At 71.0% G+C, this 15,522-nt stretch carries 13 protein-coding genes; 9 read left to right on the forward strand and 4 right to left on the reverse strand.

Annotated elements, in window-relative coordinates:
* The first annotated feature begins 34 nt into the window (after window positions 1-34).
* From KOI47_RS12635 to KOI47_RS12645, 3 genes are read left to right on the forward strand one after another with little or no spacing between them, the layout of a single operon-like run.
* Window positions 35-991 (forward strand): ABC transporter ATP-binding protein, encoded by a 957-nt coding sequence (locus KOI47_RS12635; RefSeq protein ID WP_216217270.1) that lies wholly within the window; start codon window positions 35-37, stop codon window positions 989-991.
* Window positions 992-993: 2 nt separating this feature from the next.
* Complete coding sequence (locus KOI47_RS12640) at window positions 994-1,800, forward strand: ABC transporter permease (RefSeq protein ID WP_216216160.1); 807 nt, start codon at window positions 994-996, stop codon at window positions 1,798-1,800.
* Complete coding sequence (locus KOI47_RS12645; RefSeq protein WP_232376707.1) at window positions 1,801-2,643, forward strand: ABC transporter permease; 843 nt, start codon at window positions 1,801-1,803, stop codon at window positions 2,641-2,643.
* Between the two features lie 13 nt (window positions 2,644-2,656).
* On the opposite strand, the gene KOI47_RS12650 is transcribed toward KOI47_RS12645, so the two are convergent.
* Window positions 2,657-4,081 carry a S8 family peptidase gene (locus tag KOI47_RS12650; protein WP_232376708.1) on the reverse strand — a complete coding sequence of 475 codons (1,425 nt, stop codon included), beginning with the start codon at window positions 4,079-4,081 and terminating at the stop codon, window positions 2,657-2,659.
* Between the two features lie 716 nt (window positions 4,082-4,797).
* Here KOI47_RS12650 and KOI47_RS12655 point away from each other — a divergent pair.
* The 5 genes from KOI47_RS12655 (at window position 4,798) to proB (ending at window position 11,139) form a co-directional block, all read left to right on the forward strand.
* Complete coding sequence (locus KOI47_RS12655; RefSeq protein ID WP_216216162.1) at window positions 4,798-7,722, forward strand: translation initiation factor IF-2 N-terminal domain-containing protein; 2,925 nt, start codon at window positions 4,798-4,800, stop codon at window positions 7,720-7,722.
* A gap of 160 nt (window positions 7,723-7,882) precedes the next feature.
* Window positions 7,883-8,197 carry a 50S ribosomal protein L21 gene (rplU, locus tag KOI47_RS12660; protein ID WP_216216163.1) on the forward strand — a complete coding sequence of 105 codons (315 nt, stop codon included), beginning with the start codon at window positions 7,883-7,885 and terminating at the stop codon, window positions 8,195-8,197.
* Window positions 8,198-8,211: 14 nt separating this feature from the next.
* Complete coding sequence (rpmA, locus tag KOI47_RS12665) at window positions 8,212-8,469, forward strand: 50S ribosomal protein L27 (RefSeq protein ID WP_216216164.1); 258 nt, start codon at window positions 8,212-8,214, stop codon at window positions 8,467-8,469.
* A 116-nt stretch (window positions 8,470-8,585) separates the two neighbouring features.
* The gene (obgE, locus tag KOI47_RS12670) at window positions 8,586-10,037 is read left to right on the forward strand and encodes a GTPase ObgE (RefSeq protein WP_216216165.1); all 1,452 of its coding nucleotides are present in this window, start codon (window positions 8,586-8,588) and stop codon (window positions 10,035-10,037) included.
* Window positions 10,030-11,139, forward strand: a complete 1,110-nt coding sequence (proB, locus tag KOI47_RS12675) for a glutamate 5-kinase (protein WP_216216166.1) — start codon at window positions 10,030-10,032, stop codon at window positions 11,137-11,139. The genes obgE and proB overlap by 8 nt, the downstream gene beginning before the upstream one ends.
* Window positions 11,140-11,142: 3 nt before the next feature.
* Here the strand turns inward: proB and KOI47_RS12680 are convergent, their stop codons facing one another.
* On the reverse strand, window positions 11,143-11,346 hold the full coding sequence (locus KOI47_RS12680) for a TetR family transcriptional regulator C-terminal domain-containing protein (protein WP_332461471.1): 204 nt from the start codon (window positions 11,344-11,346) through the stop codon (window positions 11,143-11,145).
* Between the two features lie 28 nt (window positions 11,347-11,374).
* On the opposite strand from KOI47_RS12680, the gene KOI47_RS12685 reads away from it, so the two are divergent.
* The gene (locus KOI47_RS12685) at window positions 11,375-11,947 is read left to right on the forward strand and encodes an alpha/beta fold hydrolase (RefSeq protein ID WP_216216168.1); all 573 of its coding nucleotides are present in this window, start codon (window positions 11,375-11,377) and stop codon (window positions 11,945-11,947) included.
* A gap of 17 nt (window positions 11,948-11,964) precedes the next feature.
* Here KOI47_RS12685 and KOI47_RS12690 read toward each other — a convergent pair whose 3' ends face one another.
* Window positions 11,965-13,245: an MFS transporter gene (locus tag KOI47_RS12690; RefSeq protein WP_216216169.1), complete on the reverse strand. Its 1,281-nt coding sequence runs from the start codon at window positions 13,243-13,245 to the stop codon at window positions 11,965-11,967.
* A 93-nt stretch (window positions 13,246-13,338) separates the two neighbouring features.
* Window positions 13,339-15,444 (reverse strand): RecQ family ATP-dependent DNA helicase, encoded by a 2,106-nt coding sequence (locus KOI47_RS12695; RefSeq protein ID WP_216216170.1) that lies wholly within the window; start codon window positions 15,442-15,444, stop codon window positions 13,339-13,341.
* Window positions 15,445-15,522 lie beyond the last annotated feature (78 nt).

A 15,522-nucleotide genomic window follows, 5' to 3' on the forward strand; every position in this document is an offset into this window, starting at 1 on the left:
GTTATCCATTGGATTCCTGTCGGTGGCCGGTTCTATGGTGACCTTCGTGGACAGCGATGGGGGCACCGGCGAGTCACTGGTGCGTGGCAAGGCCCTGGTGAAGCGGTTCGGCGGGTTCGAGGCCGTGCGCGGGATCGACTTCGATGTACGGCAGGGCGAGGCCTTCGGGTTCCTCGGTCCCAACGGGGCAGGCAAGTCGTCCACGATGCGGATGATCGGCTGCGTCTCGCCCCGCTCGGACGGTGACCTCACGGTCCTCGGCCGGGACCCCGACCAGGAGGGGCCACGGATCAGGGCGCGGCTGGGCGTGGTGCCCCAGCAGGACAACCTGGACGGCGAGCTCACCGTCCGGCAGAACCTGCAGGTCTACGGCCGCTACTTCGGCCTCTCCCGCTCCTGGGTGCGCGAGAAGGCCACCGAGCTGATGGAGTTCGCGCAGCTCACCGACCGTGCGCAGGACGAGGTGGACTCGCTGTCCGGCGGGATGAAACGCAGGCTGACGATCGCCAGGTCGCTGGTGAACGACCCGGAACTGCTGTTGCTGGACGAGCCGACCACCGGGCTGGACCCACAGGCGCGGCACCTGCTGTGGGACCGGTTGTTCCGGCTGAAGTCCCGGGGCGTCACGTTGATCATCACCACCCACTACATGGACGAGGCCGAGCAGCTGTGCGACCGGCTGGTGGTGATGGACGGCGGGCGGATCGCCGCGGAGGGCTCGCCTGCCGAGCTGATCGCCCGTTACTCCACCCGGGAGGTGCTCGAGCTGCGGTTCACTCCCGGGACCGAGCAGGACGTGGCCGGTTCGGTGGAAGGGCTCGCGCAGCGGACCGAGGTGCTGCCGGACCGGATCCTGCTCTACACCGACATGGGGGAGTCCACCCTGGAGCAGGTGCACGCGCGGGGGCTGCGCCCGGTCTCCAGCCTGGTCCGCCGCAGCTCGCTGGAGGACGTGTTCCTCCGGCTCACCGGCCGGACGCTGGTGGACTGACCATGACGACGGTGGAGTCAACCGGGCGGGTGGTCGGCCACCTGCGGGCGATGTGGCTGCGGGTCGAAGGCCACTGGGTCTGGTACCGGCGTTACTGGTCCTCGAGCCTGTACTCCTCGGGCCTGCAACCGGTGCTGTTCCTGGCCGCGATGGGCCTCGGTTTCGGCTCCCAGGTGGAGCCGGGCGCGGCCACCGGTGGGCTGTCCTACCTGCATTACGTGGCCCCGGCCATGCTGCTGTCCGGGGCGGTCATGTTCGCCGTCGGCGAGTCCAGCTACCCGGTGCTGTCCGGATTCAAATGGCAGAAGCAGTACATCGCGGTGACCGCCACCCCGATCACGCCGGGACAGTTGCTTGGCGGGCAGCTGCTCTGGGTATGCATGCGTCTGCTCCTGGCCGGCGCCAGCTATCTGGTGATCGCCAGCCTGTTCGGTGCCTGGCTCAACGCGGGCGCCCTGCTGGTCGTACCGATCGGCGTGCTCACCGGGCTGGCCTGCGCGGCACCGGTGACGGCACTGGCCGCCAGCACCTTCGACGAGGGGGAGCGGTTCGCCGCCGTGTTCCGCTTCGTGGTCATGCCGATGACCTTGTTCGCCGGGACGTTCTTCCCGATCACGCAGATCCCGCTGGCGCTGCGCTGGCTGGCCTGGATCTCCCCGCTGTGGCACGGCAACGAGCTGGCGCGCGGGGTGACCCTCGGCGGCCTCGGCCCGCTGCCCGCCCTGGGGCACGCGGCGTTCCTCGGTGGTGTCGTACTGGCCGGGATACTGGTGGCCCGGCACTGGTTCTACCGTCGGCTGGTGGTCTGAGTGGCACTCACTACCTCCACCTCAACCGGACCGTCGGCCCGCGGCGGCCTGCTGCTGCGGGTGCTGCCACCCGCGCTGTACTCCGGCCGGGCCGGTGCCCTGCTGGAACGCTCCATGCTGGTGTACTCGCGGGCCTGGCTGGTGTTCGCCTCCGGGGTGCTGGAGCCGTTGTTCTACCTGTTCGCCTTCCAGATCGGCTTCGGCAAGCTGGTCACCGAGGTGGCGGGCCCCGGTGGCCAGGTGCTGAGCTACGTGTCCTTCGTCGCCCCGGCGCTGCTGGTGTCCTCGGCGATGAACGGCGCGGTCTTCGACGCGACCTTCGGGGTGTTCTTCAAGTTCCGCTGGTCCAAGCTGTACGAGGCGATGCTGTCCACCCCGGTGGGGCCGCTGGACATCGCGATCGGGGAGATCAGCTGGGCGGTGCTGCGCGGCGGGGTCTACTCGGTCGCCTTCTTCGGGGTGATGGCCGTGATGGGACTGGTCACCTCGCCGTGGGCGCTGCTGCTGATCCCGGTTGCCGTGCTCGTCGCGTTCGCCTTCGCGGCGATCGGGATGGCCTGCGCCACCTTCCTGCGCTCGCCGTCCCAGTTCGAGTTCATCCAGCTCGCGCTGATCCCGATGTTCCTGTTTTCCACGACCTTCTTCCCGCTTTCGGTGTATCCCGACGCGCTCCAGGTCGTGGTGCAGTGCATCCCGCTGTACCACGGGGTGGAGCTGGCGCGCGGGCTGGCCGTCGGGGTGCTGGACCCGAGCATGCTCGGCCACACGGCGTACCTGCTGGCGCTGGCAGGGTTCGGGGCCTGGGCCACCGCACGCCGGATCGGCAAGCTGCTGCTGCGCTGATCCGGGTCCGGTCTCACGAGGCCGGACCGGAGGAGGCGAAGGCGTCCACCATGCCGTGCCCGTAGAAGCCGTTGTAGCCGCGGTACCCGGCGCAGTAGGCCTCCTGTCTGCCGTCCCCGGTGAGGTCGTAGTCGGTGGGGCAGGGGATCGGTGTGGCGTCCTCGCCGAGTTCGCGGGCCAGCGCGGTCGCGGACCGGCCCGGTGCGGCCGAGGCCATCAGCGCCGCGACACCCGCGACATGGGGCGCGGCCATCGAGGTTCCGCAGCGCGACGCGTACCCACCGGGAACGGTGGACAGCACGCAGTCGTCCCCGTCGCCGCCCGGGGCGGCGAGGTCCACCACGCCAAGGCCGTAGGAGCTGTAGCCCGCCTTCACCTCCTCGCTGGTCACCGCGGACACCGTCAGCGTGTCGCGCAGCCCGGCCGGCAGTGCCTCGCAGCCGCCGCGCCCCGGCGGTCGCCGCTGCCCGGCGCGCGGTGAAGGGGTCAGGTTGATCGCCTCGTTGGTGGCGGCGGCGATGTTCAGCGTGCCCACGGCGTGTGCGTACTCCACGGCCCGGCCGACCGCCTCGCGCGCCACCCGCTGCCGGTCGTCGAGGCGGCAGGACAGGGACCAGGGGTCGACGAAGAAGCTGCTGTTGGTGACCGCCATGCCGTGCTCGGCGGCCCACATGAAGCCGCACACCGCGGCCGCGGGGTCCACCCGCCCGCGATCGTCGATGACCCGGATCGAGGCCAGCCGGACGCCGGGAGCCACCCCGCTGATCCCGCGGCCGTCGTCCGCCGCCGCGATGATCCCCGCCACATGCGTACCGTGCGCCGAGGTGCCCGGCCGCCACGCCGACCGCGCGGTGTCCGGTGCGCCGCTCAGACAGCCTGCGGACAGCGCGGGATCCACCGCCGCCCGCAGCTCGGGGTGGGCTGGATCGATCCCGGAGTCGAGGACGCCGACCACGACCTCCGGCGTGCCGGGGTTGACCCGCCGGGCCCAGCCCGCGTGGATCGCCTGCATGTTCCACTGCTCCGCGGTGCGGTCGGCGCGGGGAACCGAGTCCGGCCGCGTCGTTGCTACCGGCCCGCGCGGGCTTTCCGGTGGGGTCGCCGTGCGCCCGGCGGGCTGCGCGGCCAGCCGCTCGGCCTCGGCGCTGAAGGCCCGGTCCGGACCGAGGCGTTCGGCGAACCGCCGGTCCGCCGAGGTGGCGATGGCCACCCCGATCTCGGGGTAGTAGGTCGTCAGTGCACCGCAGGCCGCGGTCACCCGCCCGGCCGCCGTGCGTTCCGGAGTTGATCGGTCGAACAACACAACGTAACGTAGACTGTGCCCACTGTTACTACAGGAAGGTTCCTCAGCGGCCTGCGCGCCGAGGGCTGTGGCCTGGCCGGACAGCACCAGGACCGCGCAGGCGAGTGCCGCGTTGGTGAGCCGCAGCACGGACACTGGGACCTCCATCGATGGGGCGCTGGGGTGCGTCCTCTACCAGGGGTGGCCGTTGGCCGACCGCTGGTGGGCCGCTCCGAGGCGCACGGTAGCCACCTCACCGGGAGTGGACAAGCGATCCGGCAAAGTTCGCCCGGCCGGTGGTAGGTGCACGGCCACGCGGTACCGAGTACCCATGGGTATGCCGCCGGTATGGGATACTCGGTGACGGCTACTGGTCCGCCTGCACCACGGAAGGCGGGGTGTGCGACGGTCCAATGGCCCGGCGACGTGCCGGACGAACGCCATGACGTCGCCGCCGGGAGCACGTGACGTGCCCGGTGGCTGGACGATATGGGAGGCGGCGAGCAGCCGGGGAGTTCGGCCGGGACATCGCCGAGTGGACCTGCCACCGGGGGTGGCCGGGGATGCCCGGCTCCTGCCGTGGCGTGAACAAGGAGGGTTATGCGCAGTCCAGCCGTTCGGGCCCCGATGGGCCCGGCCAAACGTGGTTCGTGGCGGCTGGATGCTGGTGCGGTAGGCACGACCGAGGTGTACGACCCGCATCGCGCCCAACTCGAGGACTGACCAGAGGATTCCCGCCGTCGGCATACCCCGGCGGTGGACCAAAACAGGAAAGGGCCCCTGCGCGGCCGCGTCCAGCCAGCCGGTGCCGGAGTCGAGACGGTCTCGACCCGGTGCCGGGCCGGTGGACGCGCCCGGGGCGGAGGAGATGTATGTCGAACGCGGAGACACCCGCCGAGAACACAGGCGGGACTACCGCCACACCCGCAGCCGGCCCGCTGGCCGACCTGCCCGCGCGGATCAGGGTGCACGCCCTCGCCAAACTGCTCGGTTCGAGTAGCAGGGAGGTGCTCGGCAAGCTGACCGAGCTGGGGGAGAGCGTGCGCAGCGCGCAGTCCAGTGTGTCGCGTGAGGTCGCCTTACGGCTCGGCGAGGCGCTCGGGGTGGGCGGCACGCCCGAGGAAACCAGCAAAACGGTGACATCGGCCACACAACCGGTTCAGCAGGAGGCGCCCGCACCGGCCGGGAACGAGTCGCGCGAGGAGGGGTCCGCGAATCGCCCGCACGTTCCGGTGTTCGCCGCGCCCTCCCCGGTTTTCCTGCCGCCGGAGCCGGTCGTCGAGCAGCGGCCGCGGCCCGCTCCTGCTGAGGACACGCCGGCCGACCAGCAGTCCGATGAGCAGGAATCGGCCGGTACCGACGTGGACGGTGACGCCGAGGACGGCGAAGGCGATGGTGGTGCCCGCCGTCGGCGCCGCCGCGGTCGCCGCGGCCGCGGCCGGGGCAAGGGCGGCGAGGACGGCTCCGGTGAGGCCCGCGAGGACGAGGCGGGCACCGAGACCGGCGAACCGGGCGAGCCTGCCAAGACCATGGCCAAGGACGAGGCGGGCAAGAAGGACGCCGCCAAGGCCGGCAGCAAGGAAAGCGGCAAAGAAGCCAAGGACAAGAAGTCCGAGAAGTCCGACAAGAACGATAAGCCGGGCAAGAAGGACGATAAAGACAAAAAGGACAAAGAGTCGGACGCCGACAAGGACGCCGGTGACGGGGCTGACGCCGAGGACGGCGAGGGGAGCAGGCGCCGTCGGCGGCGCAGGCGCCGCAAGGGCGGGGACGGCGATTCCTCCGACTCCGGCGAGGGCTCCACGCAGGACGATCCGCCGAACACCGTGGTGCACCTCCGCGATGGCAAGGGCGACGGCAAGGGTGAGAGCAACGACAAGCAGCGCGACGGTGTGCGCAGCGTGCGCGGTTCCACCCGGCTGGAGGCCAAGCGGCAGCGCAGGCGGGACGGCAGGGAGGCCGGCCGCCGCCGCGCGCCGATCCTGTCCGAGTCGGAGTTCCTCGCCCGCCGCGAGTCGGTCGATCGCACCATGGTCGTCGCGGAGAAGGGCGAGACAACCCAGATCGGTGTCCTGGAGGACGGGGTGCTGGTCGAGCACTTCGTGACCTCGGCGGGCAGCGGTTCGATCGTGGGCAATGTGTACCTCGGCCGGGTACAGAACGTGCTGCCCTCGATGGAGGCGGCCTTCATCGACATCGGTCGTGGCCGCAACGCCGTGCTGTACGCCGGTGAGGTCGACTGGGACGCCGCCGGGCTGGAGGGCAAGGCGCGCAAGATCGAACAGGCGCTTTCCACCGGCGACAGCGTGCTGGTGCAGGTCACCAAGGATCCGGTCGGGCACAAGGGTGCCCGGCTGACCACGCAGATCTCCCTGCCGGGCCGGTTCCTGGTGTATGTGCCGGCGGGTGGCGCCACCGGAATCTCCCGCAAGCTGCCGGAGAACGAGCGGCGCAGGCTGAAGGACATCCTCAAGCGGATCGTCCCCGAGGACGCCGGTGTGATCATTCGCACCGCATCGGAGGGCATCAGCGAGGAGGAGCTCGGCCGGGACGTGCGGCGGCTGAAGGCGCAGTGGGACGTCATCCAGGAGAAGGTGAGTTCGGCGGGTTCCGGATCGGGCAAGAAGAAGTCCGGGGCGCCCACGATGCTCTACGAGGAGCCCGACCTGCTGGTCAAGGTGGTGCGGGACCTGTTCACCGAGGACTTCGTCAAACTGGAGGTGCAGGGCGCCACCGCGTGGGAGACGATCAACGCCTACGTGCAGCATGTCGCGCCCGACCTCACCGAGCGGCTCAAGCGCTACACCGGCAACGGGGACGTCTTCGCCGACTACCGGATCGACGAGCAGATCACCAAGGCGCTGGACCGCAAGGTGTGGCTGCCATCGGGTGGCTACCTGGTGATCGACCGTACCGAGGCGATGACCGTGATCGACGTGAACACCGGCAAGTTCACCGGTTCCGGCGGCAACCTGGAGGAGACGGTCACCCGCAACAACCTCGAGTCCGCCGAGGAGATCGTGCGCCAGCTGCGGCTGCGGGACATCGGCGGGATCATCGTGATCGACTTCATCGACATGGTGCTGGAGTCCAACCGCGATCTGGTGCTGCGCAGGCTGACCGAGTGCCTCGGGCGGGACCGTACCCGGCATCAGGTCGCCGAGGTGACCTCGCTCGGCCTGGTGCAGATGACCCGCAAGCGGATCGGAACCGGCCTGCTCGAGGCCTTCTCCAGCACCTGCGAGCACTGCAAGGGCCGTGGCCTGACAGTGTCCACCGAGCCGCATCGCGGTAATGGCAACAGCCAGGGCGGCGGGCATCAGCACGGCGGCTCGCGCCGGTCCCGGGGCCGGGGCAAGGGTGGCGAGGAGTCCGCGCCCGCGGAGCAGCGCGGCGAGGCCGCATCCGGGCCGACGCCGGAGCAGCGGGAGTCGGTGGCCACCGCGGTGCAGGCCATGGCCAGCGCCTCGAAGGCGGCCGCGGCGAAGGGCCCGGACGGCGACGGGGCAGGCACGCAGGACGTCCAGGAACAGCCCGAGCAGCAGGCGCGTAACGGTCACCACCGGGACCAGGACGTGCCGGAGGCGGCCGCCGAGCCCGTCGAGTCCGTGCGGCCGGTCGAGGCAGGCGAATCCGCCGCGACCGGGGAGTCCGCCGAGCCCGTTGAGTCCGGGGAGCATGGGGAGTCCGCCGAACCGGCCGTGCCCGCCCGTGCCCCGCGGCCCACCGGCCGCCGTACCCGGCGGGCCGCCTCGCGACCGGCTGGGCCGCCGGTCAACGCCTCGGACCAGACCTGATGACCAAGGACGGCGACCCCGGTGCAACGGCGGTTGCGGGCAGCACGTAAGCTGTTATGTGGCCCGCCGGTAGTGCGGGCCACATTGCGCGACCCAGGACCGCTGGCTGCGGGCCGGTCGCACAAGCCCTCACCCATTGTCGAGTAAGCAGGAGACTTCCGTGTCGGCGTACGCGATCGTCAAGACCGGCGGTAAGCAGTACAAGGTGGCCGTCGGCGACGTCGTCGAGGTCGAGAAGCTCGAGGGCGAGCCGGGCACCGAGCACACCTTCCCCGCCGTGCTGTATGTCGATGGCGGCGAGGTCACCACGGACGCTGACGCGCTGGCGAAGGTCTCGGTCACCGGCAAGGTCGTCGAGCAGGCCAAAGGGCCCAAGATCCGCATCCACAAGTTCAAGAACAAGACCGGTTACCAGAAGCGGCAGGGTCACCGCCAGCGGTTGACCCGCGTCGAGGTCACCGGCATCAACAAGTAAGGACCTGACCAGCCATGGCACACAAGAAGGGCGCGTCCAGCTCTCGCAACGGCCGTGACTCCAACCCGCAGTACCTCGGGGTGAAGCGGTTCGGTGGTCAGGTCGTCAAGGCAGGCGAAATTCTGGTCCGCCAGCGCGGCACGAAGTTCCACCCCGGTGTGAACGTCGGCCGTGGCGGCGACGACACCTTGTTCGCGCTGTCCTCGGGTGCGGTCGAGTTCGGCCGCAAGCGTGGCCGCAAGACGGTCAACATCGTGTCGGCCGAGGCCTGAGCCCGGCCGCTACCCACGCGAGCACCTGACGAGGGGCGGGTCCGGACGCACGGTCCGGCCCGCCCCTCGTTCACGTCGCCCGGGGTTTGTCAGAACTTTCGAAAGGTTATGGAGACATGGCGTCCCGGTTCGTTGACCGCGCGGTAATCCATCTGGCTGCGGGCAACGGCGGGAACGGGTGCGCCTCGGTGCACCGGGAGAAGTTCAAACCGCTCGGCGGCCCGGACGGCGGTAACGGGGGCAACGGCGGCGATGTGGTCCTGGTCGTCGACCCCGGGGTGCACACCCTGCTGGATTTCCACTTCCGTCCGCATGCCCGCGCAGGCAACGGCAAGCAGGGCCAGGGCAGTCACCGCGCGGGCGCCGCGGGGGAGCCGCTGGAGCTGCGGGTTCCGGACGGGACCGTGGTGCTCACCGAGGACGGCGAGCTGATCGCGGACCTCACCGGCCCCGGCACCCGGTTCGTCGCGGCCAAGGGCGGCCGGGGTGGGCTCGGTAACGCCGCCCTCGCCTCCCGCGCCCGCAAGGCACCGGGCTTCGCCCTGCTCGGCGAGCCAGGGGAGGCCCGCGACCTGGTGCTGGAGCTGCGGTCGGTGGCCGATGTCGGCCTACTGGGTTTTCCCTCGGCAGGCAAGTCCTCACTGATCTCGGTGCTGTCCGCGGCCCGGCCGAAGATCGCGGACTACCCGTTCACCACCCTGGTGCCCAACCTCGGCGTCGTCACCGCGGGCGACACCGTGTTCACCATGGCCGACGTGCCCGGCCTGATCCCAGGGGCCAGCGCGGGCAAGGGCCTCGGACTGGACTTTCTCCGGCACATCGAGCGCTGCGCGGTGCTCGTGCACGTCATCGACTGCGCGACCTACGAGACTGGCAGGGACCCGGTGTCCGATATGGACGCGCTGGAGGACGAACTGGCGCAGTACACGCCCAGCCTCGGCGGTGATCTGGCCCAGCGGCCGCGGATCGTGGTGCTGAACAAGGTGGATGTTCCCGAGGCCGCGGAGCTCGCCGAACTGGTGCGGCCCGATTTCGCCGAACGCGGGCTGCGGGTGTTCGAGGTGTCCACGGCCTCCCGGCACGGGCTGAAAGAGCTCAGCTACGCGCTGGCCGCCGTGGTCGAGGAGTACCGCGCCGAGCAGCCGCCCGCGGAACCCGCCAAGGTGGTGGTGCGGCCGGTGGCCGTGGACGACAGCGGGTTCACGGTCGAACCGGACCCGGAGGAGCCGGGCGGGTTCATCGTGCGCGGGCCGCGCCCGGAACGCTGGATCCGGCAGACCGACTTCGGCAACGACGAGGCCATCGGTTACCTCGCCGACCGGCTCAACCGGCTCGGGGTCGAGGAGGAACTGGCCCGTCAGGGCGCGCGGCCCGGTAGCCCGGTGACCATCGGCGATCGCACCTTCGAGTGGGAGCCGTCCACTCCGGCCGGGGTCGCGGCGCGGATGTCCGGCCGGGGCACCGACGCCCGGCTGGATGAGCACGGCCGGGTCGGCGCTGCGGAGCGCAAGGAGGCCCGCAGGATGCGCCGGGAGGGTACGTCCGAAGAGGACGACGAGCGTGAGTGAGACCAGGCAGGCCATCGCGGCCGCGAAGCGGCTTGTGGTCAAGGTCGGTTCTTCCGCGCTCACCTCGGCAGGCGACGGTCTGGACGTGGCCAGGCTGGACGCGCTGGTGGACGCGATCGCCGCGCGGGTGGCCGCGGGCAGCCAGCTCGTGCTGGTGTCCAGCGGTGCCATCGGGGCCGGGCTCGCGCCGCTCGCGCTGGGTACCCGGCCGCGGGACCTGGCCACCCAGCAGGCCGCCGCCAGCGTCGGCCAGCTCGCGCTGGCGCACGCCTACGCCGAGTCCTTCGGCCGCTACTCGCTCACGGTCGGCCAGGTCCTGTTGACCTCCGACGATGTGGTGCGGCGCGCGCACTACCGCAATGCCGAGCGCACCTTCTCCCGGTTGCTGGCACTCGGCGCGGTGCCGGTGGTGAACGAGAACGACACCGTCGCCACCGAGGAGATCCGGTTCGGCGACAACGACCGGCTCGCCGCCCTGGTCGCACACCTCATCGGTGCCGATGGCCTGGTGCTGCTGTCCGATGTGGATGCCCTGTACGACGGGGATCCCCGGGACGGGGCGACCCGTAAGGTCACCGAGGTCACGGGTGAGTCCGATATCGAGGGCCTCACCGTGGGCATGTCCAGCTCCGGGCTCGGCACCGGCGGCATGGTGTCCAAACTGGCCGCCGCGCGTACCGCAGCCGCGGCGGGTGTGCCGGTGCTGCTGGCCGCCGCCGCCGAAGCGCCGCAGGCCCTGGCCGCTGCCGCGGTCGGTACCGCGTTCCGCCCCGCGGGCTCCCGGCTGTCCGCGCGCCGCTTCTGGCTGGGCTATGCGGCGGGCACGACCGGAAGGTTGCATCTGGACGATGGCGCGGTCGCCGCCGTGGTGGACCGCAGGCGTTCGCTGCTGGCGGCCGGGATCACCGGGGTCGACGGCGACTTCCAGGCCGGGGACGTGGTGGACCTGGTCGATCCGGCGCAACAGGTCGTCGCCCGCGGGGTGGTGGCCTTCGACGTGGCCGAGCTGCCCGCGCTGATCGGGCGATCCAGCCACGAGCTCCCCGCCGAGCAGCGCCGCGAGGTCGTGCACGCCGACGATCTCGTGCCCCTGCGCCGGTAGGGGCTACCCGGTGAACAGGCGGTCCAGGCGGTAGTCGACGAACGCCACCGCTTCTTTCGCGGTGTACGAGCCGATGAGGACGCTCACGGCCAGCCCTGCGGTCAGTGCGATCAGGCTCTCCACCTCGATGAGTGCGTCGGTGCCCGCCGGCTGCGCCTGCTCCACCAGCGGCACGAGCTGGGACGCGAGGTCCCGCGGGATCCCCAGTGACGAGGCGAGGAAACGTTATGCGGAGGTGTACGACGCGATCCTGGACTGGCCGTTGCCCTACGAGGACCTGACGGTCGAGACGTCCTTCGGGCCGACCTACGTGCGGCGCAGTGGCGGTGACGGCGAACCGCTCGTCCTGCTGCACGGCATGTCGGACACTTCCCTGATGTGGCAACCGTACGTGGCCGGGCTGGGGCCGGACCACGCGCTGTACGCGGTGGACTCGATGGGAAAGCCGGGCCGCACCGTGCAGACGGCTCCGATGCTCGACGCACGGTCCAACGCGGACTGGCTGGCCGAGGTACTGGACGGTCTGGGGCACGACAAGGTCCACCTGGTTGGCCTTTCGCGCGGCGGCTGGCTCGCGCTCAACCAGGCGATCCACGCGCCGGAGCGGGTTTCCCGGGTGACCGTCTTCGATCCCGCCGGTTTCTTCCGGTCCTGGCGCAAGGTGCGGGGCTACCTCGTACTGGGGTTGCTGCGGCTCGCCCGGCTGGTGCCGGACGTCGAGGTCGAGATCGTGCACACCTCCCACGGCCTGGGCCTGGTGGAACCGGCCTTTCTTCGCGACCGGATCCTGGGCCACACGCGTTCGTGACGTTCAGCTGGTGAGCGCTATCGGAGCTCGGTGTTCCTGGTCTCCGGCAGGCTGAGGATCACCAGGAACCCGACCACCGCCCCGGCGGTGACGTACCAGAAGAAGACCGAGGATGCGCCCGCCTTCGCCAGGGCACTGATGATCAGCGGGGCGGTGCCGCCGAAGCAGGCGACCGTCAGGTTGTACCAGGCACCGATCCCGAGCGCGCGCAGGCGGGTGGGGAACAGTTCGCTCATGACGGCCGGGGCGATCGAGGTCATCGCGGTGTAGCAGGCCAGGCCCACGCAGAAGACGGCAAGCAGGTTCCAGATCCCTGGTCGCACCAAAGTGGACAGTGGCACGATGAGCACCGCGGTGGCCGCGGACCAGGCCAGTAGCTGCGGTTTGCGGCCGAACCGGTCGGACAACGCGCCCATCGGGTACTGCAGGGCCACGAACAGCGCGGTGGCGATGGACAGGGCAAGGAACACCTCCACCTCGTCCACGCCCCGGTTGTTCACCGCGAAGGGGGTGAGCGCGCTGAAGAAGGTGTAGTAGCAGAGGGTGGACAGCATCGTGAAACCGACCAGCTGCCCGACGGCCTTGGGATGCTGCCGCAACGTGGTCGCGAGTGGATGCGGCACCCGGCGGGCCGCCTGCTTGTTCTGCTGGTACTGCTCGGTTTCCGCGAGGTTGCGGCGCAGCCAGAGCCCGATCACCCCGAGTGCCCCGCCCACCAGGAACGGGATGCGCCAGCCGAAGGACTCCATCTGCGCCTGCTCCAGCGTGCGCGCCAGCACGAACCCGAGGATGGATGCGATCAGCACCGCGCTGCCGGTGGAGATGTAGAAGAACGAGGAATAGCGGCCCCGCCGGTTCGCCGGGGCGATCTCCCCGAGATAGGCCGAGGCGTTGGAGACCTCGCCACCCAGTGAGAGCCCCTGCGCCACCCTGGCCAGCAGCAACATGACCGGGGCGAGCCAGCCGACCTGCTCGAAGGTGGGCAGCACGCCGATCAGCACCGAGCCGCCCGCCATCAGCATGATCGTGAGGATCATCGCCGGTTTGCGGCCGCGCAGGTCCGCGAACCGGCCGAGTAGCATCCCGCCGAGCGGGCGGAAGAAGAAGGCCAGTGCGTAGGTGGCGAAGGTGTTGATCTCGGCGAGCTCGCCAGGGAAGAAGGCGCTCGCGAAGTAGATGCTGAACGTCGCGTAGATCGTCCAGTCGAACCATTCCAGCGCGTTGCCGATGCTGGCGGCCACCAGCTTCCGTACCGGCAGCCGATGTCTGGCGGCAGGCCGTACCTGAGCCTCGACCACGCCGCCTCCCCAGTGCGTTCCGGCGTCCTCCTGGCCAATGTGGGAACTTTGCCACAGTGCGCCCCGGATTCGTAAGGTCCTGACCCCGGCGGCTCAGGATGTGGACGCGAGCACGAACGGCAGCACCGCGGGTGCGCCGGCCTCGCGCAGCAGCCGCGCGGCCAGGGTCATGGTCCAGCCGGTGTCGATGAGGTCGTCCACCAGCAGCACCGGCCCTGCCACTCCGGCCAGCGCGGACCGCAGGTCCTCGGGCAGGGTGAGCCGGTTCCAGAGATCGGCGAGCCGCTGCGCGCTGTTGGCCCTGCGCGGCGGCGGCCCCGCAGGCTCGACCATGCCGAGCAGGGGCAGCCTGCCCACCTCGGACAGCTTGCTCACCAGGCTCCGCACCAGGTTCGGCCTGGTCCGGGCGGAGATCCCGGCCACGGCCACGGGGCGGGCCGGCCAGTCCCATGCGGCGAGCACGGCGAGGCAGGCCTGGAACACCTGCTCGGGCACGGCCTGGTCGGTCGCCCGAGTGCCGACCAGTTCGCGCAGCCGGTTCCCCCAGCCGATGTCGGTGAGCCTGCCAAGTGCCCGGCCGGGGTCGGCCTGCTGCGCCGCGCTGATCTTGCCGGACAGCGGCACGTCCAGGGCGCCCATCCCGGTCGGCCACTGTTTGCGCGGCGGCAGTTCGAGGCCCGGCCGCCGCAGGCGTTCCTGGGTGCTGGCGGTCGTGCCAGCGGAGACCTCCACCGGCCAGCGCCTGCCGGTGCAGTTGTCGCAGCGACCGCAGGGCGCCGCGTGCGGATCGTCGAGCTGGCGCAGCAGGTACTCCATCCGGCAGCCCGTGGTGTCCAGGTACCCGAGCATGGCCTGCTGCTCGTCCGCCCTGGCCTGGCTCACCCGCCGGTACCGTTCGGCGTCGTAGCGCCACTCCTGCCCGGTGCTCTCCCAGCCGCCGCGGACCCTGCGTACCGCGCCGTCCACGTCCAGCACCTTGAGCACCATCTCCAACCGGGAGCGGGACAGTTCCACCACCGGTTCCAGCGCCGCGGTGGACAGCGGGCGATCCGCGTGCGCCAGCGCGTGCAGCACCTGGGTGACCCGCTGCTCGTCCGGAAAGGCCAGCGAGCCGAAGTACCGCCAGATCTCGGCGTCCTCGGCTCCTGGCAGCAGGACCACCTCGGCACGCTCGACCCCGCGCCCGGCCCTGCCGACCTGCTGGTAGTAGGCGATCGGCGAGGAGGGGGCGCCGAGATGCACCACGAAACCCAGGTCCGGCTTGTCGAATCCCATACCCAGCGCCGAGGTCGCCACCAGTGCCTTGACCCGGTTGGCGAGCAGGTCGTCCTCGGCCGCGTGCCGCTCGGCCGGGTCGGTCCGCCCGGTGTAGGCGGCCACCTGGTACCCGTGCTCGGCCAGCAGGCCCGCGACATCGTGCGCGGCGGCGACGGTGAGCGTGTAGACGATGCCGGAGCCCGGCAGCTCGGCCAGGTGCTCGGCGAGCCAGCCGAGCCTGGCCTCGGCCGTCGGTGGGGTGACCACGGCCAGGTGCAGGCTTTCCCGGTCCAGTGGCCCGCGCAGCACCAGGGCATCACCCTCGTGGCCGACGCCGAGCTGGTCGGCCACATCGGTCACCACCCGGTCGTTGGCGGTGGCGGTGGTGGCCAGCACGGGCACCCCGTCCGGGAGGTCGGCCAGCAGGGTGCGCAGCCGCCGGTAGTCGGGCCGGAAGTCGTGCCCCCAGTCGGAGATGCAGTGCGCCTCGTCCACGACCAGCAGCCCGGCGGAGGCGGTGAGCTTGGGCAGCACGGCGTCCCGGAAGTCGGGGTTGTTCAGCCGTTCCGGGCTGACCAGCAGCACGTCCACCTCGCCGGCCGCGATCCTGGCCTGCACCTCGTCCCATTCCTGCGGGTTGGCCGAGTTCATCGTGGCGGCGTGGATGCCGGCGCGGCCGGCCGCCGCGATCTGGTTGCGCATCAGGGCCAGTAACGGCGAGATGATCACGGTCGGACCGCTGGCCTGGCGGCGCAGCAGCGCGGTGGCGAGGAAGTACACGGCCGACTTGCCCCAGCCGGTGCGCTGCACGACCAGGGCCCGCCGCCGGTGCGCGACCAGCGCCTCGATGGCCGCCCACTGGTCCGCGCGCAGCACGGCGTCCGCTCCGGCCAGTGCGCGGAGCAGGTCGGCGGCTTGTTCGCGGAGGTTCTCGGTGTCCACGGCGCCAGGTCTACCGCATCGGACCGACGCCGCGCGCGGCGGACTTGACCGTCCGGGAGTGAGTGGACCGTTCGTGCC

It is taken from the genome of Amycolatopsis aidingensis, from assembly GCF_018885265.1.
In the GTDB taxonomy this organism is placed as follows: domain Bacteria; phylum Actinomycetota; class Actinomycetes; order Mycobacteriales; family Pseudonocardiaceae; genus Amycolatopsis; species Amycolatopsis aidingensis.

Bases quoted from the DNA above. Each gene is read 5' to 3' on its own strand.
- KOI47_RS12635 (WP_216217270.1), top strand. From the start codon at position 35: ATGGTGACCTTCGTGGACAGCGATGGGGGCACCGGCGAGTCACTGGTG.
- KOI47_RS12640 (WP_216216160.1), top strand. From the start codon at position 994: ATGACGACGGTGGAGTCAACCGGGCGGGTGGTCGGCCACCTGCGGGCG.
- KOI47_RS12655 (WP_216216162.1), top strand. From the start codon at position 4,798: ATGTCGAACGCGGAGACACCCGCCGAGAACACAGGCGGGACTACCGCC.
- rpmA (WP_216216164.1), top strand. From the start codon at position 8,212: ATGGCACACAAGAAGGGCGCGTCCAGCTCTCGCAACGGCCGTGACTCC.
- obgE (WP_216216165.1), top strand. From the start codon at position 8,586: ATGGCGTCCCGGTTCGTTGACCGCGCGGTAATCCATCTGGCTGCGGGC.